Source organism: Pedobacter caeni (assembly GCF_900129215.1).
Lineage (GTDB): Bacteria > Bacteroidota > Bacteroidia > Sphingobacteriales > Sphingobacteriaceae > Pedobacter > Pedobacter caeni.
This window is the reverse complement of sequence record NZ_FQUQ01000001.1, coordinates 238,260-261,304: the sequence shown is the minus strand read 5'-3', so window position 1 is coordinate 261,304 and position 23,045 is coordinate 238,260. Positions and strand designations below refer to the sequence as shown.

11 protein-coding genes are annotated in these 23,045 nt (G+C 44.6%); 2 read left to right on the top strand and 9 right to left on the bottom strand.

Features of this window, described 5'->3' with window-relative positions; all coding sequences use genetic code 11:
- Positions 1-45 precede the first annotated feature (45 nt).
- Positions 46-1,818, bottom strand: a complete 1,773-nt coding sequence (locus tag BUC20_RS00965; protein ID WP_073226250.1) for a DUF885 family protein — start codon at positions 1,816-1,818, stop codon at positions 46-48.
- A 138-nt stretch (positions 1,819-1,956) separates the two neighbouring features.
- Positions 1,957-2,859 carry an AraC family transcriptional regulator gene (locus BUC20_RS00960; protein ID WP_073226248.1) on the bottom strand — a complete coding sequence of 301 codons (903 nt, stop codon included), beginning with the start codon at positions 2,857-2,859 and terminating at the stop codon, positions 1,957-1,959.
- Positions 2,860-3,116: 257 nt separating this feature from the next.
- Between BUC20_RS00960 and BUC20_RS00955 the strand changes: the two genes are divergently transcribed.
- Both BUC20_RS00955 and BUC20_RS00950 read left to right on the top strand, forming a co-directional pair.
- Positions 3,117-5,474 (top strand): glycoside hydrolase family 127 protein, encoded by a 2,358-nt coding sequence (locus BUC20_RS00955; protein ID WP_073229328.1) that lies wholly within the window; start codon positions 3,117-3,119, stop codon positions 5,472-5,474.
- A 156-nt stretch (positions 5,475-5,630) separates the two neighbouring features.
- The gene (locus tag BUC20_RS00950) at positions 5,631-6,332 is read left to right on the top strand and encodes a DUF4240 domain-containing protein (protein ID WP_073226246.1); all 702 of its coding nucleotides are present in this window, start codon (positions 5,631-5,633) and stop codon (positions 6,330-6,332) included.
- Positions 6,333-6,351: 19 nt separating this feature from the next.
- Here BUC20_RS00950 and BUC20_RS00945 read toward each other — a convergent pair whose 3' ends face one another.
- The 7 genes from BUC20_RS00945 to BUC20_RS00915 form a co-directional block, all read right to left on the bottom strand.
- Complete coding sequence (locus BUC20_RS00945; RefSeq protein WP_234994416.1) at positions 6,352-8,772, bottom strand: glycoside hydrolase family 127 protein; 2,421 nt, start codon at positions 8,770-8,772, stop codon at positions 6,352-6,354.
- 119 nt (positions 8,773-8,891) lie between these two features.
- Positions 8,892-10,739, bottom strand: coding sequence for a glycoside hydrolase family 35 protein (locus BUC20_RS00940; RefSeq protein ID WP_073226244.1), 1,848 nt, complete (start codon positions 10,737-10,739; stop codon positions 8,892-8,894).
- Between the two features lie 19 nt (positions 10,740-10,758).
- A complete protein-coding gene (locus BUC20_RS00935; protein ID WP_073226241.1) occupies positions 10,759-12,288 on the bottom strand; it encodes a glycoside hydrolase in 1,530 nt (509 codons plus the stop codon).
- A 92-nt stretch (positions 12,289-12,380) separates the two neighbouring features.
- The gene (locus BUC20_RS00930; RefSeq protein ID WP_073226238.1) at positions 12,381-14,078 is read right to left on the bottom strand and encodes a RagB/SusD family nutrient uptake outer membrane protein; all 1,698 of its coding nucleotides are present in this window, start codon (positions 14,076-14,078) and stop codon (positions 12,381-12,383) included.
- An 11-nt stretch (positions 14,079-14,089) separates the two neighbouring features.
- Positions 14,090-17,266: a SusC/RagA family TonB-linked outer membrane protein gene (locus BUC20_RS00925; protein ID WP_073226236.1), complete on the bottom strand. Its 3,177-nt coding sequence runs from the start codon at positions 17,264-17,266 to the stop codon at positions 14,090-14,092.
- A 217-nt stretch (positions 17,267-17,483) separates the two neighbouring features.
- Complete coding sequence (locus BUC20_RS00920) at positions 17,484-21,566, bottom strand: hybrid sensor histidine kinase/response regulator transcription factor (protein WP_159441027.1); 4,083 nt, start codon at positions 21,564-21,566, stop codon at positions 17,484-17,486.
- Positions 21,567-21,798: 232 nt separating this feature from the next.
- Positions 21,799-23,037 carry a hypothetical protein gene (locus BUC20_RS00915; RefSeq protein ID WP_073226230.1) on the bottom strand — a complete coding sequence of 413 codons (1,239 nt, stop codon included), beginning with the start codon at positions 23,035-23,037 and terminating at the stop codon, positions 21,799-21,801.
- Between the last annotated feature and the right edge of the window lie 8 nt (positions 23,038-23,045).

Below are 23,045 nucleotides of genomic sequence, written 5' to 3'. Positions count from 1 at the left end.
GTCGGTCAGTTGGTTGGTTGGTTGGTTTAGGCTAAGGTTACCGGGCTACTTATTGAAGTTGTAAAATTTCCATTGCGAGGTAAAATCTCTTTTTAAGGACTGTCCGGTTAAGGTGGCCCTGACCATCTCTATAGGAATCAGGTTTTCCTTCATCACCCGTTCATGAAAGTCGGTATAGGTCATTTTTCCGCTGTCTACCAGCTCGTGTTTTAGCGCCATCAATTGCAATCCTCCAATCATGTAAGCCACCTGATATAATGGACTATAGCCACCTTCAAATGACCTGCGCACTTCCCCTTCTGCATTGGCCGGCTCATGTCCCACACGATCTACGAGGAAGTCAACACACTGACCCGGCGTCCATTTACCCAAATGATAATTGAGGGAGAAAATGATTCTTGCACAGCGGTGCATTCTCCAGAATAACATTCCAATCCGCTCTTCGGGACTTTTGGCAAAACCTTTATCGCACAAAAGCAGTTCCCAGTACAGGGTCCATCCTTCAATTCCAAAGGGTGTGGTAAAAAGTTCCCGGTAATTCTTGTACCTGCTATTCATATAATATTGCAGGTGATGACCCGGCAATAATTCATGTTGTACTGTTCCTCTTGAAAAGTAAGGATTGTTGCCCCGCATGCTCATCAGCTTATCTCCGTCAGTCATACCCGCTGTTGGATAGGAAATGCTGATTTCCCTGCCTCCGGTAAAAAATGGGTTGACCAGCTGTCTTTCTGCCGACATCATGACCATGCCCCAGGTTTCTTTTGCCAGCTCAGGAATGTTCATTAAATTCTGTTTTTGAATAAAACCGAGGGCATCGTCCTGCAATTGTACAATAAGTTCGGGTTGTTTACCCGGTGCGACAAAACTCTGTTTAACTTTCTCCTGGGCTTTCTTCCAATCTTTCCCAAAACCCATTTCTGCAGAAGCCTTTAACAATTCCTGATCACAAAATGCAAATTCCTTTTCCGCGATTTTCAGGAGTTCTTCCGGGCTATAGGGAATCATTTCCGCTTTTAATTGTGCGCTAAGTTCTGCCTGCCCTATTGGATTCCCTTTTATTCCATAATTGCTATCTTTTTGAACAGCTGCTTCGCTTTGTTTTTCGGAAAACAGGGATGCGTAATTGTTTAAAGCCTGAGTCAATGTTTCATAGGGTTTAGGAATCCACCAATCGAATAAAGGATCATAGCCTTTGTAAAAGTCATAAACACCTCTTAATCTCGTCTTCAGACCGTATATCGCATCTTTTATATTTTTTAACTGTGCTTTGTTCAGCGTTGTTTTGTTGATTGATGTGGCATTAAAAGCCCCTACCTCTTTTGTAATCGCATTTAGCTTTGCGGCTACAGCGGACCAATCCATTGCTTTACCTCTCCGCCTTTCCTTTTCAATCGCATAAATTCCAGGGGCGAAAGGAATGTATTTAAGAATCACCTTTTCATTGACTTCTGCTTTTTCCAAGTCCGCAATTTCTTTCCTGATTTCCTTTTTGAGCAAAAGGTAATCTACCTTTCCATATACACTGAAAGCATCAAAATTCAGCTGCTCCATTCTTTTCAGGTATTCTTTTTGAACGCTGAGCAGACGGTCCCGCTGTTCGGGTGAATAGTAGACGCGGGCAATCTCCGGATAAGTACCCTCCGTCACATAAGGCCAGTAAAAATCCTGAATGGCTTTGACATCCTGCTGATAAGTAATGATGGTGGTCCCCATTTCGCTGGTTTGCTCGTAGAGACTGGAGGCTGTTTTTTCCTGTGAAAAAAGAGCTGAGGGCAGCAGGCAGATCATCAACAGTAATTGGTATGGTTTATTCATTTTGTGGTCTTTGTTTTGGTTCGTTTTCGGTGTTGAGTATCAATGTACAGCTATTAACTCCCTGGTCAAAAATTCAATCGCAATTGGTTAGAATACGGTCAAAAGGCGTTAATATCTGTAGCAATTGGCAGGATTTGTTCATCCTGCAATGCTGGTGATCCGGCTTACATTATGGTATTCATCTATATACGCTCTTGGTGAGCGCCCGATTAAGTTCTTAAACACCCGGTTGAAATTTGCGATGCTGTTGAAACCGGCTTTATAGGCAACACCCGAAATACAATCCGGCTTGTCGTCCGAAACCAGGCTCTTGCAGGCATCATTGATCCGCACTTCATTCAGAAATGAGATAAAGGTATGTCCGGTATGTTTTTTAAAATAGCGGCAAAAAGCCTGAGGGGTCATGTAAGCTGCGTTGGCCACATCTTCCAGATCAATGCGGTTGTTGTAATTACGCATGATGAAATTAATGATGTTACTGAGCCTGATGCCTTCATGTTCTGAAAGATTGGAGGAATAAAAATCCGGACAAAGCGGCACTGCACTATCTTCTACACTTTGAAGAACCTCCAGTAAATTCAGGAAAGCAAACAAAGTAGCCGATCCGTTGGATTCATGCAGGTTTTTTATCCGTTCAGATAAGAGGGAAGCGAAGGCATCTGGGACCTTAAATCCATGTTTGTTGTTCTTCAAAAAAGCACTTGCCGCTTTTAACTCAGGCATTTTAAACAAACCTGCCAGTCGGCCGTTAGGATTGAAAAAGATAGAACTGGCCTTAATGTATTTACTTTCATCGCCGGCAAAATATTCGGGATTGCTTTTAAATAAATGAGGCAGGTTTGCACCGATTAAGAAGAGATCGCCGGGACGGAATGCATGCAGGTTATTGCCAGCGATCAGGGTACCTTCTCCCCGCTCTACCCAGGTGATCTGCCATTCCTCATGACGATGAAGGTATTGATAAAAATGAGGTAACTCGATCTGTTCGGATATTACACTTTTATCGTCCGGTACAAGTAAAGTAAAAGGAAGTACTTTCATGGTCGGTTGTTTAGGTTGTGGTTGGTTGTTGGGCATTAATGTACAGATATTAGCAGCTCTGGAAGAATTCAACAGCAAAGAGGTTAAGATACGGTCAAAAGATGCTAATATACGTCAAGTTAACGCTTATTATAAGGGACAATCAGTACCTTGGTATACTGGCTAAAATACAAGCGGTATTGGCGAAATTAGGCAATATCCAGCGCGGGCCAATTGCCTAATTTTATTCCTGTTAAGACAGACACCAATTAATGACCATGAACAGAACCCTTTGCTCCAGCCTATTGATGGCAGCACTGCTATGCAGCCTATCAGCGAATGCCCAATCCTACGTACCCAGATTGAACGATACCAGGATGACCGTTAAAAATGCCGTTCCCATTAAAGCCTATGCCTTCCCGCTTTCGGAAGTCTCGCTTCTTGAAAGTCCCTTTAAAACCGCTATGAAAGCCGATGTAAGTTACCTGCTTAAAATAGAGTCGGATCGTTTGTTAGCCGGTTTCAGAAGCAATGCAGGCCTATCAGAGAAAGCAAAAAAATATGGCGGATGGGAATCAGATGGACTGGCCGGGCATAGCCTTGGACATTACCTCTCGGCCATTTCATTTCAGTATGCCTCTGGCAGGGATGCGGAACTGTTGAAAAGAATCAATTATATCGTTGATGAACTGGTGATTTGTCAGCAGGCCCGGAAGACCGGATACATTGGTGCGATTCCAAACGAAGATACCATTTGGGCCAGGGTAGCCAAAGGGGACATTGAAACCCGCGGTTTTGACCTGAATGGCGGATGGGCACCCTGGTATACCGTACATAAAATCATGGCTGGTTTATTAGACGCCTACCTGTATGCAGGAAATGCGAAAGCATTAACCGCTGCAAAAGAGCTGGCCAGGTGGACCAGTGCCACCATTAACCACCTCAGTGAAGAACAAATACAGAAAATGCTCATTTGCGAGTATGGCGGGATGGCCGAAACTTTAGTGAATTTATACGCAATTACCGGAGAAAAGCCATACCTGGATCTGTCATACAAATTTTATGACAAGCGGGTTCTGGACCCACTGTCGGAACAGAAAGACGTTTTGCCGGGAAAACATTCCAACACCCAAATCCCTAAAATTATTGCCAGTGCCCGCAGGTATCAGCTTACCGGAGATAAAAAAGACTTTGCCATTGCAGATTTTTTCTGGAACACGGTGGTCAATCACCATTCTTATGTAACAGGTGGCAACAGCAATTACGAATATTTGTCGGAGGCCGATAAGCTGAATGATAAACTGACTGAAAACACCACCGAAACCTGTAATACTTATAACATGCTTAAACTGACCCAGCATCTGTTTACGCTAAATCCTTCTGCCACACTTTTTGACTATTATGAAAAGGGGTTGTACAACCATATCCTCGCTTCCCAAAACCACCATACCGGCATGATGTGTTACTTTGTTCCTTTAAGGATGGGTGGCAAGAAGGAATACAGTGATGAGTTCAACAGCTTTACCTGCTGTGTGGGAACAGGGATGGAAAACCATGTCAAATACAATGAAAGCATTTACTTCAAAGGAGCAGATGGAAGTTTATATGTAAACCTGTTTATCCCTTCTGTGCTGAACTGGAAGGACAAAGGTCTGAAAGTTACACAGGAATCCGCCTTGCCCTACGGCGATAAAACCAGCCTGCTGATCAATACTGCTAAATCCGGGAATTTTGCCATCCGGATCAGGAAACCCAAATGGTCCGCTGATGCTCAGCTCCTCGTTAATGGGAAACCAGCACAGGTATCGGAAGAAAACGGGTATTATGTGATCCGCAGAAACTGGAAAAACAACGATAAAATTGAATATATCACCCCTGAAAAATTGTATACAGAGGCCATGCCAGACAATCCTAACCGGAGGGCAGTATTTTATGGCCCGGTGCTTTTGGCTGGTGACCTGGGTTTAACCGAACCGGATCCGGTACAGGGCGTTCCCGTATTTGTAAGTGCAGAACAAGATCCGAAAGAATGGCTAAAAATGGTGGATCAAAAACAGCTCAGCTTTAAAACCACAGGTATTGCCAGGCCTCATGATGTCACACTTATCCCTTTCAATCAGACAGAAAACCAGCATTACAGCGTTTACTGGGATGTTTTTACTCCGGAACAATGGCTGGTTCAGCAAAAAGTGTACGAAGAACAAAAACGATTGCAAAAAGAACTGGACGACCGGACCACTGACCTTTTCAGGTTTGGAGAGATGCAACCAGAGCGGGATCATAATTTCTCATCGGAAAAAGCCCAGAGTGGTGAGGAACATGGAAAAAAATGGAGGATGGCAGGTGAAGGAGGTTTTCTTCAGTTTGAGATGAAAACAGACCCAAAATTATCCAATACGCTCATTGCCTCCTATTGGGGAATGGACAACCGGGGAAGAAACTTTGAAGTGTATGTGGATGGAACATTGATTGCCACAGAGGATCTGAACAAGTATAAAGAGAGTCGTTTTTATGAGATCTCTTATGTGATACCCACTGAGCTTAGCAATGGCAAAAATAAAGTGACGATAAAACTGGTTCCCAAAGCAAAAAACAGCGCAGGACCAATTTATGTGATCCGAGCAGTAAAGGAATAATCCAGACAATGGAGTTATAAAACCAGCTCATCTCCCGAATAAGACAAAATATCAAATGTAGAAAAGACCAACCAGATCACCTGGCTGGTCTTTTCTGTTTTCATTTCAAGAAAAATAGTCCTATTTTAGGCGCATCAGCAATAAATCTATTTACCAATGAAGAGAACGTTTTTAAATCAGGAAGGAGAATCGAACAAGCTTTGGACGGTTGAAATATCAGGTATAAGCTATACGGTTACATTTGGTAAAGTCGGTGCAAAAGCAAGGGAAAACACAAAGCAGTTTGCAGACGAAAGCAGCTGTACCAAAGAAGTGGAAAAGCTGATCCAGGACAAACAACGCAGCGGTTATAAAGAATTATCAGCAGGTCAGGCCATTCCTGAAAAGACAGCTTCAACCTACAGATCGATGGACGAAGAGCTGTTCTGGGAGGTCATCGCCTCTTTCAATTGGAAAAAGACGGGAGACGATGATGCCGTATTAAAACCGGCATTAAAAAAGCTGGTTACGATGGAAGTAGCAGACATCCAGCAATTTGCTGAAATCCTTTCAGAGAAATTGTACCAGCTGGATGGTCTTGCATATGCTTCCAATATCGGTCCGGATTCTTACAAAGATGGCAGGCATTTTTCAGTGGATTATTTCCTGTACGTGAGGTGCTGTGTGGTTGCAAACGGAAAAGATTATTATGAACAGGTGCTCAATGACCCAACTGAAATGCCGGAAGAAATGGACTTTGAGGCCCTGTTATACCTGGCAGATGAGGCCTACAATCAAAAGATGAAAACGAAAGATGAAAACCTGTTCACCAGGCTTTCCTATGAAACCTATAGTAATGAAAAAGGATGGCCGGCATAAATGCCAGCCATTGATTCCATTATTTTACTTTCCATTCCTGAATACCTGAGGATTGTTCTGCCGGCAATTGAATTTCAAGCTTTAATGCTTTGGTATTTACGGGTTTGAATTTAACCACATTAAATTGGTCTTTAGCAATTCCTGAATCGCTGCTGATTTCAACGGGGGTCCAGTTGCCCTCTTTCAGGTATAAGATCTTATAGGAAACCGGGATGCGGCAACCTCCCCATGGCTGATCGTCATACCAATAAACTTCAGACGTTGAAACGGTCTGTGTTTCCGCAAAATCATATTGTACATATTCTTTGCTGTTCTTTTTTGGCCACCAATGGAGGTAAGGATAATTGGTGTCTTTTGAATCTACTGGTTCATACTGATCTCTGATGGCCTCCAGCAAACGTGGATTATCTGAGGAAGAACTGACTTTACTCAGGGACGCAATTGTTGGTGCAGGTTGTGGACGGGCCGAAGAAGCTTCATAGGGAATCCAAACCGTCATATCACTTGGTCCGCGGTTGGCCCAGGCATAATATGGAATGGCGGTCACCTTTTGCTTCACGGTAATCAGTTCGTCTGAATTCAGTTGTCTTTTGGTACCTGTTCCTTCTACTGAGATTTCCTGGATTTCGTTTAGTTTGTCTTTGTTAAAGGCAGTCGTTACCACTGCATCTTTATCCACCATGATGTTTTGAACCAGTCCATCTTTGTTGTCCGGTCCTTCCAGGCAGTACACAATTGGTCCGCGCTGAAAAGCAAATCTGCCAACATCATCTTTTACCTTGGCATTGGCCAGAACTCTCTCTACCTCCATCGGCAAATCAAGTGTCAGCTTATCCCCTTTTTTCCATTTACGTGCTACAACGGCATATCCTTTGACCATTTTGTAATTGGCAGCTTGTCCGTTTAACAATAATTTGAAGGAGGGCTTAGCAGGATCCATATAACGGTAAAGATCTCCGGGAACAGGTGATTGGACAGCCCAACCCGGTATGCGGATGTGAAGGGCAAAAGTGCCTGACTTTACCGGGTCAACACTCATCTCCACTTTTCCGTTCCAGGGATATCCGGTTTGCTGAGTAAGGGAAACTTTAGTCGCTTTAAGGTTCACATCAGCCTTGTTACTCATAAACAGGTTCACGTAGAGATCGTTGTTGTTTTGTGCGTACACATAACCTGGTACGGAAGGCAGGAACCGCGTCATATTAGAAATACAACAAGCACAGGAAAACCAGGCACTACGTTGGTGCTGGTGCATAGAAGCCAGGGGATTGGGATAAAAGAAACGGTCGCCGCTTAGAGATACACCGGAAAGTAAACCATTGTAAAGTGTTCTTTCCAGGACATCCATGTATTTGGCATCCCCATGCAATTGAAACATTCTGCTGTTCCAGTAAATGTTGGCGATGGCCGCACAGGTTTCTGCATAGGCCGACATATTGGGCAGTTGATAAGCTGCACCGAAAGCTTCTCCATTGCCTGTAGCACCGATACCGCCTGTGATGTACAACTTTTTATAGACCACATCTTCCCAGATTTTATCAATGGCATTCAGGTATTTCTGATCGCCGGTAAGGGCGGCAACATCTGCCATCCCGGTATACATATAAGTGGCTCTTACGGCATGGCCGACGGCGGTTTGCTGATCGACCACCTTCTCATTTGCCTGGTTATAGGGATCGCCCTTTGGTCCTCTTACATCCAGAAAAAACTTAGCCAGATCAAGGTATTTCTGATTCCCCGTAATGCGGTAAAGGCGGACAAGGCCGATTTCTACAATCTGATGGCCCGGATAGATCTGCAGTTTTCCGGGACCAAAAACTTTAACCAGCAGATCTGCATTTTTAAGGGCAATGTTGAGTAGGGTCTTTTTACCTGTTGCCTCATAATAGGCTGCTGCCGACTCATATAAATGGCCTGCGTTGTAAAGTTCATGGCTCAGGTCCTCTTCCTTTTCCCATCTTTTACTTCCTATCCATTCATGAGGTTTCTTTACGTTTGCAGTCCGGAAGGTAAATAAGTAACCGTCTTTTTCCTGGGCTTTTCCTATGATCGTAATTAAGGAATCAATATAACGTTCCATTGCCGGATCTTTCTTCACCTGCATGGCATACGAAGCCCCTTCTATTACTTTATAAACATCGGTATCATCAAAAGTAAACTGAGAAAGCGTGCCCCCTTTGACTTCATGTGCCGCCATCCGGAAGTTATTGATCCGCCCGTTCTCTTCACACTTCTGCAAAGTATAAGGAATGGTCACCTCGGCATTCACCTGCATCTTTGGTGCCCAGAACTGATCATTTACATGAACGTGGGTAAAAGCCACAGGCTGTATGGGATAGTCTTTCTTCTGTTGTGCACTTGCAGGGAGTACAACCGTTCCGGCAGTGAGTATCAGGAATAATGATTTCATGGTATTGCGTTTCATGATGTTCGGTTTCATGCTGTGTTTCTTGAAGTATCAGATCAGGTCTATAGATCTGACTATAAAAGTATAGAACCGGCCGACTTATAAATGCTCAAAATTTAACCACATGAGATTGTATCTTAACCCTCTGTTTTCTATTTTACATTTGGATTTACCTGATCCAGTATTGGCCTGGCAAGTCCGGATAAGGAAGTTTGTTCCGGTTTATAAAGTTCCAGTACCACTATTTCATTTTTTCCTTTTTTCAGCCATTCTGCAGGCAGGTATAGCGTTTGCTGTGGTCCCACTTCCCAATATTTGCCCAGATTTTTACCGTTCAGCCAAACCATTCCTTTTCCCCATTTCCGCATATCCAGGTAAGTATCGGCCGTTTTTTCCAGGCTAAAGGTTCCTTTTCTCAGTACCGGGGTATTGCCGGCTTTATAGACAGACTTAAATTTCAGCTGATTAACGGAATTGAAAGGCAGTTTAAACATGGTCCAGTTTTTAACTTCAGTACCGGCAAAGCTGACGTATTGTGTGATTCCTTTTTTGTTTTTGAGCAGGTTTGGTCCAAAGTTGATCCTTCCCAGGTTTTCCACCAGAATGTCCAGGGTAACCTTTCCTTTAGGCAAGCTGATCGAGAGGCTGTCCTGAGCATTGCGGCGATCCAGAATGCCCACACGTTTTCCATTGATCATAATGATTGCATAATCTCTCAGTTCTTTGATTTTCAGGGTTCCTGTTTTACCACCATCCAGTGTACTGCGATACCAGACAAATCCGTATGCCTGATTCAGCTCTTCAAAAGTCATGGGTTTCAGCTGCTTTACTGGAGCAGTTAAAAGGTCACTTACTTTAACAACAGATTGAAGAGTGATCGCAGGGATCACCATGGAAGGTTTGGCTGCAGGAACTTCAGGAAGTGTTTGTCCGGCAGGCAGATTTGCCTGGATCACGGCCCTGAACTTCATGAATTTATCGGTTGCATTACCAGCTTCATCTAAAGGTGCATCATAGTCATAGCTACTGATCTGGGGTTCATAAGGCGTGGTATCTTTATAATTGGCACCATTCATAAAACCACGGGTACTGCCTCCATGGAACATGTACATGTTAATGGAGATGCCTGCTTTTAATACCGCATCCAGTTTGCCGGTATATTTTTCTGCCGGAACGGTATGGTGTGGGGTCCCCCACCAGTCGAACCATGCTGGATACCATTCAGCAATGAAAAACGGACCTTTACCTTCATTTAATGCCTTGATTTTGCGTTTTACGATAGCCGGATTGTCCTGCCCGTTGATGGCTGGCAATAATCCCGGTAAATGTCCATTGCTCAGGTCTGCTTCCGGATCACAGGTATATAATAATCCATCAAATCCGGCTTCTTTGAATAACTTCTGATTGATGGACAGGTATTCTTTGTCGTTGCTGTAAGAACCATATTCATTTTCCACCTGTACCATCAGGATGTTTCCACCATGGTTGATTTGTAAGGGGGCGAGTTGTTTACCTACGGCTTTGATATAGGTTTCATATTCTTTGAGGTATTGCTTTTCTTTACTCCTTACCACGAGGCCTTTTTCATTTTGCAGCCAGTAAGGATATCCGCCGAATTCCCATTCTGCGCAAACATAAGGGCTGGGCCTCAGGATAACCCAGAGTCCTTCTTCTTTGGCGATCCTCACAAATTCAGCGATGTCATTGTTACCGCTAAAGTCAAAGGTATTCTTTTCAGGTTCATGCAGGTTCCAGAACACATAGGTTCCGATGGTATTGAGGCCCATGGCTTTCGCCATTTTCATGCGTTGTCTCCAGGCTTCCCGGGGCACCCTCGGGTAATGAATCTCCCCAGAAATAATCTGGAAGGGTTTATTGTCCAGGAGAAAGGTCGAATCGCTCAGGCTGAAAGTATGCTGCTGGGCATTGGCTTTTTCGGTGTTGGTCAGGAGCGTTAAAGGAAGGGCCAGCAGACAACAGATGTATCTTAAAAATTTCATTTGGGGTTGATTTAGGGATTTAGTGCTCATCGCTCAAAAGTGTGGTGATCGATTTCGGCAGAATCTTTATTGAATTTGAATTGACTGTAGCAGATCTCAGACTCTGGCCTGATGAAGTCGTATATGTCTTTATTTTTCTTTGTTTTTTGCTGATCCCATCGATCTCCAGAGACAGCGCCTCTTTTCGGGTATTCACGATGACGGTGATGATTTTACCAGCATGGCTGTAGCTTGAGGCATAAACCTGATCAATATTTTCTATTTTTACCGGGAGCCTGCGACTGCCCTCGGGGATGAACCGGCTGTAATTGCCCATTGCCCAGAGCATTTTACTTTCCACAACTGTCCCATCATTTTTGTCATGGTTTTTGTCCCTGTCCAGGTATACAAGTCCGTCTTTATAATCACCTGCCGAAACGGCAAGCCACCATTGCCAGGAGGTCGCATTGGCATAGCTGAAATCATGGTGCATCAGTTTTGCAATAAACAGGGCTGTCGTCATTCCGGTATCCCTGCCTTCGCCTTTCAACAGGCCATCGCCAAGCACACAGTACTCCGACATCCAGAACCGAAGGTTTCCCGCTTTCTCCACTTCATTGGCGACCTTTGTTCTGATCTGTATGGAACGATCTTCGGGACTGGTGGTGAAATAGCTGTGTCCGGAAATGCTCCGGTCCAGATTGGGTAATTCTGCAAGATAACCTGGGGATTTGGCATCAAAAAAATAGGAGATCTGCTGACTTTTAGGTGTGTCCTTATGATCGGTCAGGTAATCCAGTTGCCCGGCATCGGCAATTTGTATTTTGGTGTTTAGCCCTCCGTTCTTTAAAACCGGGCTCAATGTTCTCACCAGCTCTGCGATTTCTGCATTGGTATAGGGACAACCTTCCTGCTTGCCTTCGTCCCATTTCCATTGGGGTTCATTTACCGGACTGAGGTAATCCAAAGTGATACCCGTCTGTTTTTTTATGATTTGAATGGTTTTCAAAAGATCCTGCGCAAATGCATTCTTTTTGCTGAAATCGAGGTTTGTTTTGCCATCACTGGAAAAAGCTTTTCCGTTTAAACTGAAGTTCACATGCGGGCTGTTCACAAATCCAAGGAACTTCTTTACCCCTCTTGCCTTTGCCGCATTCATAAACCACATCTGCCCAGGCATAGCCTGCTCATCATAGCTTCCGTTTAGTTTTAAAAAGGAAGCCTGTCTGCGCGATTTGTCTCTGATGCCACTTTCGGCACCTTGTTCCGCACTACCGGCACCGATGCTGAAACGCCAGAGGTTCAGTCCGATCCCAACCGGATTTCCTTTAGCATCAAAGTCATTGCTGAACAGCAGATCGGCCATTTTCTTTTTTTTCTCTTCCGGCCAAAGGCCGGCATACTGACAGGTCCAGGCATCGGAAGCCCCGAACCCTTCTATGGTCTGCAGCGGATGCGCTGCGTCAATTCTGATCTTTATCGGAAGAACATCCTGGCTTTTGCTTAGGGCTGGAAGCAGCAAAACCGCGAAGGTCAGTCTCGCAAGGGCCAGATTTTTATTCTTAAACATATCTTCTCTTCTTAATTGGGATGAAAGGATGAAAAACATCCGGAAAGCCAGGCTTTCCGGAGTTCAGGTATTTAGGTGCGTGTATTTAAATTCTAATAAAAAGGATTCTGTTCCAGTTTATTTCCTGAAGCCAGGATTTCGGTTCTCGGAATCGGCAACCAGTAATGCTTGGTTTCGAACTTGCGTCCGTCCAGTGCAACCTTACTGGCAAAGCTGAAACTGCCATCGTTATTTTTGGTAATGATGATCCCGCGGCAAGGCAGGTTTTCTGTTACCTCCGCAATTTTCCATCGTCTTACATCGTAAAAACGGTGCTCCTCAAAGGCCAGTTCTATCTGACGTTCATGTCTGATCGCTGCGCGCATATCAACTTGTCCGGTTGCAACCACCGCCGGCATATTGACACTCGCTCGGGAACGGATCAAATTGATGGCCTGACGGGCGCTCATTGTAGCTCCGGCAGGGACCGCATCAGGACCATAAGCTTCATTTGCTGCTTCTGCAAAATTAAGCAGGATTTCTGCGTACCTGAAATAGATCCATGGCTGGAACCCGGCATTCCCCCAAGGGTTTTGCAATGGATAAGCATCGTTCATGAACTTTTTAAGGTAGTATCCTGTTTTTGTCGTATTCCAGTTGTCATTTCCATCTTTGCTGTCTTTTCCACCTGGGATAAAGGTTTCTACATTACGTTCGCGGTAAGCGGCACCATTGTACAATATGGTGGCCTTGAAACGGGGATCACGGTTCTCATAAGGTTTTGCCGGATCATATAATGGATTGCTTGTATTTGCCGGCAAGCCATTGGTCAGGTCGTAAGCCTCCACCATGGTTTGCGTAGGCGTGTTTCCTGCCCATCCGCCATAACCATTTGGTCCGTTTGCGATTTCCAGGTGCACATGGTTGGCATTCTTGGTGTATATCCGCTCGAATATGGATTCTGTACTTTGGTTGATCAGAAACATATTGCCATAACCTCCCTGATAAAGGCTGTATTTGTTCAGGGCGATGACTTGCTGTGCAGCTGCAGCAGCAGCCTCCCAGGTGCCTGCGGCATACAAAGGACTCGCTGCATATAAACTAAGTCTGGATTTTAAAGCCAGTGCAGCTCCTTTTGTGGCTCTTCCTCCAACCCAGGTGTTGCTATTGTCTAAAGGCAGTTTTGAGGCCGCATCGTCCAGTTGGGCAATAACATAATCGATCCCTTCTTTGATGGGTACGCGTTTAAACAAAGCAGGATCCTGCAAATTGTCTTTTAAGTTAAAGACCAGATCTCCCATCAGCACGACTTTACCATAGTTTCTGATCAGGTCCTGATAGCGGAATGCCCTGATAAATTTGATTTCACCTTCGATCATTCTTTTATGCGCCGCACTCATTTCGATCTTTGCCAACACACTCAAGGCATAATTGCATTCGCGGATGCTGCGGTAACTTCTGCTCCAAAGCACGCCCAGTGCACCCAGATTTTCAGGAGCAAGCTGTCCTCTCTGGATCAGCCAGGTGGCATCATCGTTGTTATAGATGGACTCATCTGTTAAGGAACTCCACATGCTGTATTCAAAGCCACGGCCAAATCCGGGATTTGTACCATCTGCTTCTTTGTCCTGAATTCTTATTCCTATGTAAGAATTAGTCACAAAAGCTTCAAACACTGCGGTATCCGATTCCAGCATTTCTTCCGGAACCCGGTCTGTTGCCTTAACGTCCAGAAAATCTTTTTTACATGAACTCAGTGCCAGTACACCGCATAATAAGATAAAAACTGGTATGCTATAATTATACTTCATTTTGACAAGATTTAAAATTTAACGTTTGCCCCTAAGTTGATGATCCTTTGCTGAGGGTAAAACTGACCGCTTTCGCTGTTGCCTTCCGGATCATAATCTTTTACTTTGGTGATGGTGAACAGGTTGAATGCACTTGCAAATAACCGGACTCCTGAAACCTTGATCTTCGATAGAAAATCTGCTTTCAGGTTATAGGCCAGTTCCACGTTTTTAAGTCGCAGGAAAGAAGCGTTGTTCATCCAGAAGGTATTCCTGTAGCTCCCACCACTGATGGCATTGGACGCACGCTCGGTTACTTTCGGAAAACTGCCGTTTGGATTGGAAGCACTAAACCTGTTGTCTGCCCAGCTGCTGTAGAAGTTCCCGATGCTGCCTGACTCCGGCAATACATACTGACTCACCTGCGCCTGGCCTGCAAAGAGTACCGACAGATCGAAGTTTTTATAAGAAGCGTTGAGGTTAAAGCCATAAGTGATCTGAGGGATATTTCCATACTTCTGACGGGTCATATCATCCGCATTCAGCAGCCCATCTCCGTTAATGTCCTGATAGATCAGGTCGCCCACTTTGGCACCCGGGACATGTGGATAATTGTCCAGGTCTGCTTGTGTACGAAACAAACCAATGCTGTTGTACAGCAGGTAACTATTTAAAGGGCCGCCGGTTTCTCTCTGGTAAGCCAAAGTACCCGATGCCTCGTCGATGAAGATGATCTTGCTTTTAGCATAGGTGAAATTACCTGATACACCCCAGTTAAATTCGGCCCCACGATGGGTATAACCCAGCGTACCTTCAAAACCTTCACTATTTACTTTACCTATGTTTTCTGAAGGAACCAATGGGTTGTAATTGGCACTTTTGTCATTGTAAGGGTTAACGATCCCGGATGATCCTGGAAGAGAAGCATTACGTGCGGCCAGGATATCAGACCTTTGTTGTTTGAAATAGATGGCTTCCAGCGTGAAGTTCTTTAAGAACGTTGCATTGATTCCTATATCCAGTTTTTTAGATACTTCCCAGGTGATGTCCGGATTGGCCAGTTTTGATAAGCCTACTCCCTGCTGAATGGTTGGACTTCCTCCCGGTACCTGTGCAACAAATCCATTGCCCACAAGGACGTAATTGTCATAGAACTGGAATCCCTTCACATTGTCGTTACCGAGTGAACCATAGGAAGCCCTAAGTTTCAGTTCGTCAAAAAACTTCACCCGTTCACTGAACCACTTTTCTTTATTGATGCGCCAGCCGGCAGAAACAGAAGGAAAAGTTCCCCATTGATTTCCTTTCGCAAAAATAGATGACCCATCCCGGCGAAGCTGACCTTCAATCAGGTATTTGTCGGCATAAGAATAGGCAATTCTGCTGATGATACTCCTGCGGTTATAGTTGGAGCTGTAACCGGAATTCAGGAAATCTGTTGCTGCTGTTCCACCCTGCGACAATTCCGGCAGTTGAGAGGACACGAAGTTGAAACGTTCCGCATCAAAATACTCAATATTGTTTCTGCTTTGCTCAAAACCTACAAAAGCATTGATGTCGTGAAGACCGAAATGACGGGCAAAATTCAGCTTAATATTGGAAGTCAGCAGGTATTCCCGTTGCTGAGATTCTTTCAGTGTCGCTTTTTTGTTGTTGCCACCATAGATGTCGGACTTGTAGGTATCTGTGCCCGGCTGGTATTCGTATAAAAGGTAAGGTTTGTTAAAAGCTTTAGTAAATACGTTGGATTTATCCACGGAGAAAAATCCATCTGCCGACAATCCTTCGACGCCAGGGATCTGGTAGCTGCCTTTCAGGATCGCGTTCAATACCTGTGTAGGACTATTGCTGCTTCCACCTAAATCAGTAGCTAACACCGCAGGGTTTAATCCTTCAATTCCCCTGGTAGGATATCCATTCGGATAAAATGCAGCCACGATAGGCTTGGCGCGGTAAATAGAGCGAAACAAATCACCCGCACTGGTGATGGGAAACTTTCGGTTTTCTTCTCTTCCGGCAAGTGACAAACCTACTTTCAGGCGTTTGCTGATGTTGGCATCCACATTTGAGCGGAAGTTGTATTGTTTATAATTGGCCACCCCGTTTTTATATAAGCCGTCCTGGTTAATCATACCCAGCGATACATAATATTTCACATCATCCGTTCCACCGGATACGGCAAGGCTATGTTGATTTTGTGTAGTTACATCTTTAAGGACCGTTTTGCTCCAGTCTGTATTTGGAAAAAGCAGGGGATCAGAACCATCTCTGAATTTCTGGATCTGTGCTTCGCTGTAAGACTGGTTCATTCCTCCCGAAGGACTGGAATCAAAATTGATCTCATTCATCAATTGCGCATAGGTTGCTGCATCTGCAAGTTTTGGAATCCTTGTAGGCGAACTAAAGCCCTGATTAAAGCTATAACTGATCGTCGGCTTTCCTGTTTTCCCTCTTTTGGTGGTTACGAGGATTACCCCATTTGCGGCGCGGTTACCATAGATCGCAGCCGAGGCATCCTTTAATACCGAAACACTTTCAATGTCGTTAGGATCCAGACGTTCCAGTCCGCCGATTTGCCCGGGAATTCCATCAACCACCACCAGCACGCTATTGCTGCCTGTTGTCGCTTGTCCGCGGATGGTAATGTTTGAACCATCATAACCAGGTTCCCCACCCCTGTTGTTGATCACTACTCCTGAAAATCTTCCTGCAAGAGAGTTGGATAAGTTTGGTTGCGGACTTTTCACCAGGTCTGCTCCTTTGATCTGTGAGATCGATCCTGTTACCGTTTCCTTTTTCTGCGTACCATAACCTACCACGATCAGTTCGTTCAGCGATTTGGCATCCGGAGAAAGACGTGCATTCAGCACAGACTTTCCTCCAACAGGAAGTTCCAGATTGGTATATCCCACATAGCTAAATACCAGGATCGCATTGTCGGACGGAATTTTAATGGAATATTTACCCTGTTCGTTGGTGGCTACAGTGGTTGTGGTGCCTTTTACCATTACACTAACCCCTGGCAGTACCCCTCCTGTTTCATCGTAAACAGTTCCAGTTACTACACTTTGGCGTACATTGACAGTCAGCTTTTCGGAAGCTTGTGTTGACTGAGCGGAAAGCAGCAACGCATTGATAGCGGTTACTACGAAAGCCCTTTTTGTCAGCAGCCAAAACGGAGCATACACGTTTTGTATCACTTTTCTCATATCAGTTTATATTTGGTTTTAGGATTTAGCTCATCAACTGTTACCCGTAAATCTGATGGTCTCCGCTGTGCGCACAGCCGGATCAGAGCTACCTGTAACCTGTTGACAAAAGCTAAATTCGATGGTTTTAAAGAGAATACAGGGGGGTAAACAGAGAATATGTGAGGGGTAAAACCGCAGAATGAAGGCAATTTTGCTGCTGGAGGATAAAAATCAGCTATTTCTTTTTGAGCTCTTTGTTTACGGTCAGGTTATTCGAAAAATTTTTGCGGTACTTCCTGATATAATCTGAAGGGTTCATATCGAACAATTTATTGAATTGCTCCCTAAAATATTTGATGTCATTCATCCCTACCATGAACATCGTTTCAGAAATGGTATTATCTGTATTGATAAAGATTTCTGCTGCTTTCCGCAGACGGATGAAACGGATAAAGCTGCTGGATGACCTTCCGGAAATGGACTTTATTTTATTGAACAGGCTGGAGCGGGAAATCCCGATCTCCTCTGCAAGCACCTGAATATTGAAATTTGGATCGGTAATGTGTTTCTCTACAATTCTGATGCATTCCTGGAGAAAATCCCGGTATTCAGCGGAGATTTTTGAGGCATCCGGGTTTAGGGTGATCTCGTTATAGAAATACTTCTGCAGATTGCTTTTGCTTTTCAGGATACCGGCTACTCTGGCTACCAGCAGGTCTTTGTCGAAAGGCTTGCTAATGTAATCATCTGCCCCGATTTCCAATCCTTTCAGTTTAATCTCCGGAGAAGAACTTGCGGTAAGCAACACTACAGGAATATGGCTTAAGGCTGGATCTTCTTTCACCTGACTACAGATTTCAATCCCGCTGATCCCCTGCATCATCACATCACTGATGATGAAATCCGGGAGCAGTTCCCTGATCATCGTCATGCCCTCTTCCCCGCTTGTAGCCACATGCAAATGATAATATGGTTTGAAAACACCGGCCAGATAGTCCCTGATCGATTTATTATCGTCTATGATCAGCATTGATTTCTTTTCTGAGGCCAGGGCTTGTCCCTGCGGTTCGGCAATGGAGGGTGTTTCCTCCTGCTGTGCATGGACTTCCTCTTCTGCCAGCTCCATCAATAACACCGAACTCCTTTCGGTAGCTGGCAGCAGCTGATCGGGATGGATGTGCTGATTTCCTTTCTGCAGGCTGATGATAAAAGTGGTCCCCTGATTTGGCACACTGGTATAGGTGATGGAACCACCATGATTTTCTATGAAATTCCGGACCAGGAACAATCCTATCCCAAAACCAGTTCTCAAAGAACTGTTTTCGTCGGTTTCCTGGTAAAATCTGTTGTAAATTTTCTCGCCTGCTGCTTCCGGAATGCCACATCCTGTATCGATCACCTTTATGCTGATCTTATCTGTGATTTCCAGAATTTCAAGCCTGACGCTTCCTCCTTCAGGAGTGAATTTAATGGCGTTTGATAACAAGTTAAATATGGCAATCTCCAGCTTTTCCCGGTCTGCATAGATCCAGATGTGATCAGAGGAGCTTGTAAAGTCATATTTGATGGCTCTTGAACTGGCCTGATGGGAAAAGCAGAGGTAAACTTCTTTACAAAGATTGACGATATCCAGGTCCACGGCCTTCAGTTTGTCTGCCTGAGAATCTGCTTTCCTGAAGAGTAACAACTGATCTACCAGGCTCAGCAATCGCTTCGCATTGCGATATACAATGTTGAGGTTACTCGTATCCACATTTTTATCATCATGATATAGCAATTCCTTGATCGGATTGATGATCAGGGTTAATGGGGTTCTGAACTCATGAGAAATATTGGTAAAGAAAGAGAGTTTCTTCTCATTTAGTTCTTTTTCCTTTTCACTTTCTATGCTCGCTACTTTTATTTTGTATTTCAGGTCGGCCTGTTTGTTCCTGTACTTCATGTACAGGTAGATGGCCAGTACGATTGTGGCAGCATAGAGCGCATAAGCCCACCAGGTCCAGTACCAGGGCGGGCGAATCCTGATCGTCAGGACCTTTCCCTCTTCATTCCAGACGCCATCATTATTCGATGCCCTGATCCGGAGTTTATAGGTGCCAGGATTTAAATTCGTATAAGTGGCTTTTCGCTGTGTTCCTACATGGTTCCATTTTTTATCAAAGCCCTCTAATTTATAAGCATATTCATTCTTTTCCGGATAGCGGTAATTGAGTCCAACGAACTCGAAGGAGAACACACTTTGCTCATAATCAAGGCTCAGCGCTGTCGTAAGGTTCAGGTTTTGCTGGAGTGGCCCCTTTGGATCCGGCAGCACAGACTTATTAAACAACTGAAAATCGGTGAAATAGACAGGTGGAATGGCATTGTTGAAAGGAATTGCCAGGGGATCGAATCTGATCAGGCCCAATGCTCCGGCCAGGTAAATGTCTTTTCCGGCATTCAGAAGGACGGAGTTCACATAAATGCCATCGGCCTCATCAAAATTCCTGACCTTCATGCCTTTGGGATTAAATCTCGATAATCCGCTTTCGGTAACCACCCAGAGGTTGCCATTGCGGTCTGCTGTGATGTCCCGGAATACATTGCTGGCAAAGCCATCTTTCTTTGAATAGACCACAAATTTCTGGTTCTTAACCTCAAATTTATTTAGTCCATCGGGAGTCGCCACCCAGATGTTCTGTTCTGAATCCCGAAATAAACCTCTTACAATGTTACTGCTGATTCCTCCATCAGAGCGCTCTGAGGTACGGAACACCTGGAATTTTCCCGTCCGGGGATTAAAACGGTTCAGTCCGCCTCCATAAGTCCCGATCCAGATGTCTCCTTTCTCGTCCTTTAATAAGGAATACAAGTGGTTATTGCTCAGGGAATTTTTGTCGTTCTTATTGCTATAATAGTGCCTGAAAGTATTGGTATGGCTGTTGTACACTTTAAGCCCTGCATCGGTAGCCAGGTAATAGACCCCTGGTTCAGCTTCCAGGATATCCCGGAAAACATCCTCATTAAACAGGCTGCCTAAAGCAGAATGATGGTCATGATGGGAAAAGGTCTTCCCTTGCAGGTCATAGCTGTCGAAGCCATCCTCGGTCAGGATCCACAATAAGCCTTTGGAATCAAAATAAAGTTTACTGATGTCATTGCTTTCCAGGCTGTTGTTTGGTGCAGGATTTTTCTTAAATGACGATAGCTGTCCGGTTTTATAATCGAACATATACAATCCTTTATTCGTGCCCACCCAGATCCGGTCGTCTTTACTCGCAATGGTTTTCACTTCCGCATCCCCAAGTTTAAAAGCTTTCAGGTCAAACTTATATTGTTTGCTGTCGATCTTTAGAAAACCATTCTTTGCATTGATCCAGATGATCCCGTCACGGTCTTTGTAAGCATCGCCAAAGGCATAATTGACCAGGTTTTTTATGGGTTCCCATTTGTTATTCCGGATATCCAGCCAATGAAAGCCATTGCTTCCACCAACCAGCAAAGTATTGCCCGAAACCGGAAGTATGCTATAAATGCCCACATTACTTTTATCCGGTGTTTTAAAGGCGCTGAAGGTGTTTTTTTTCAGGTCAAAACGAAACAATCCACTCCAATAGGTCCCTACCCAGATCGCTCCGTTTTCATCATAGGCAAGTGCCCATACATCGTTCGGATTTTTCAGCCCCGGTAATTGTTGTTGCGGGAAGTTTTTGAATTGCTGTGTCCGTTTGTCGAAGCGGTTTAGTCCACCGCTCCAGTTCCCCAGCCAAAGCATTCCCTGCTGGTCTTCAATGATCGAGTTGACCGACTTGCCGACCATAGCATGGGGTAATTTCGGGTTGGGTTGATAAACGATAAAGGAGTTTGCAGATTCCTGATACCTGTTAAAACCATCATCAGTTCCTATCCAGATGATGCCCTGCCGGTCGCAAAGCAGGGACCATATTTTGTTGTTGCTGATAGAAGAGGCGACAGATTCATTGTGGTAAAAAGACTGGAACTGCTCTGTAAGCGGGTCCATCATGTTTAATCCGTCCATGGTGCCTACCCACAACCTGCCTTTACGGTCTTCCACAATGGTGCTGATAAAGTTGTTGCTGATCGAGGTCTTGTCGCCCGGCTTATGGTAAAATATTTTGAACGTATACCCATCAAAACGGCACAAGCCATTTTCTGTGCCTACCCATATAAAACCTCTTTTATCTTTGAAAGTTGCCGTTGTGTTTTTGGATGGAAGTCCGTCAGAAATCGTATAGGTTTTCAGCGCGTAATTGCCATAAAGAGACTTCCCATTGTCTGCTGGCCATGACTGGGCTTTTGCGGCTGGAGGCTGAACCAAAAAACACGTAACAAGAATAAGAAATTGCAGTAAACGCATTTTTTGGTTAGCTATAATTTTTTAGGATTCAAATGTAATAAAATAGTCGGTCGGAGCGCTATATTAAACACAATCGTCAGCACAATTCTTTCCCTCAAATCAGATTTTGGAAAGAAGCATGCTGACGAAAATTCGGGTCCTATTCCTTCCCTGAGTGTTTTACTTTAGGAAAGGAGTTCTTTTAAGCTATTGATCAGGGGGTATATGCACCGCTATAGGTGGTCATTCCGTCTTTTCTCATCGCTTCGATAATCAGACAGTTGTACACATAATCCCAGCTGGAAGTAACCTCTGAATTTTGGTTCAAACCATATGGCCACCAATGCTGACTGTCGCCACTCAACTGCACATCTGCACTGCTGTTCTGAATTTTCTTCAGCAATGCATTTACATGTTGCCCCTGATATTTGCCCCCCACAATTTTCCCTGTCCACCAGGAAGAAGTTCCGGTTCCCAGGGTATGGTTCATTTCGTGCAGCATGGTCCTGATGTTCTGCACACCGGTACTTGCCCCAAATCTCATCCAGCCTTCATTATTGGCATCTGCAGTTGGCACTCCCGGGTCGTAATTGAGGTAAACGTGTTTTGTAGTGGAACTGAAGTTATTGATGTACCAGGTAGCGCTGTCAACAGGCATTTGCAGACGGTCGTAGGCAGCCAATTGCTCTGCGGTAGGATTCTGGGCTTTGTTAAAAGTGTAAGTCATTTTTCCTGCAGGCCTGGTTTTAAAAGTAACATCATCGCTGTAAGTAACGCCACTGGCGTTGATGGCATATGCCCTGACATGGTAATCTGTTTTCTCGCTCAAGCCTTTGATCATTGTCCGGAATTTACCTGTCCCTGTACTATTGTGTTTCAACTTATGATCAGCCGTTGTTGGATTAACGGAAGTACCCCAGCAAATTCCTTTTTCGGTCACTGCATTCCCCCCGTCTGTCAGCACTTCTACATCTGTTGCCGCCAGGGTTGATCCGATGATAAACATCGGTGTAAACGTAAAAGTGGCACCAGCTACATTAGCCGTATTCAGTTCGATTTCGTTACCATAAGCAACCCCTACACTATTTTTGGCGAAGGCCCGGACATAATATTTTGTGGAAGCGGTTAAGCCGGTCAGCCTGGCAACAAATTCACCTGAACCAGACACACTGCTGGGCGTCACCACCAGCTCGGCTATGGTTGGATTAGGTTTAAGCCCATAACATATTCCTCTTTCTGTAACGGAGGCTCCGCCATTAGCGGATACCATTCCTCCGGTGATGGCCGATACGGTGGTAACACTACTAAATGCAGCAGTAGTTAAGGTTGGAATTTTGGCTGTAACCGATACCGGGCTTTCAATTTCCTTTGTTGCAGGAACCGCTGCCTTTTCGCAGCCAGCACTTACAACTGATAAAACTACAATGCTGAATATCAAAGATTTAGTTTTCATAATATTTA

Coding starts and splice junctions, on each gene's coding strand:
- BUC20_RS00965 (WP_073226250.1), bottom strand. CDS start 1,818: ATGAATAAACCATACCAATTACTGTTGATGATCTGCCTGCTGCCCTCA.
- BUC20_RS00960 (WP_073226248.1), bottom strand. CDS start 2,859: ATGAAAGTACTTCCTTTTACTTTACTTGTACCGGACGATAAAAGTGTA.
- BUC20_RS00955 (WP_073229328.1), top strand. CDS start 3,117: ATGAACAGAACCCTTTGCTCCAGCCTATTGATGGCAGCACTGCTATGC.
- BUC20_RS00950 (WP_073226246.1), top strand. CDS start 5,631: ATGAAGAGAACGTTTTTAAATCAGGAAGGAGAATCGAACAAGCTTTGG.
- BUC20_RS00945 (WP_234994416.1), bottom strand. CDS start 8,772: ATGAAACCGAACATCATGAAACGCAATACCATGAAATCATTATTCCTG.
- BUC20_RS00940 (WP_073226244.1), bottom strand. CDS start 10,739: ATGAAATTTTTAAGATACATCTGTTGTCTGCTGGCCCTTCCTTTAACG.
- BUC20_RS00935 (WP_073226241.1), bottom strand. CDS start 12,288: ATGTTTAAGAATAAAAATCTGGCCCTTGCGAGACTGACCTTCGCGGTT.
- BUC20_RS00930 (WP_073226238.1), bottom strand. CDS start 14,078: ATGAAGTATAATTATAGCATACCAGTTTTTATCTTATTATGCGGTGTA.
- BUC20_RS00925 (WP_073226236.1), bottom strand. CDS start 17,266: ATGAGAAAAGTGATACAAAACGTGTATGCTCCGTTTTGGCTGCTGACA.
- BUC20_RS00915 (WP_073226230.1), bottom strand. CDS start 23,037: ATGAAAACTAAATCTTTGATATTCAGCATTGTAGTTTTATCAGTTGTA.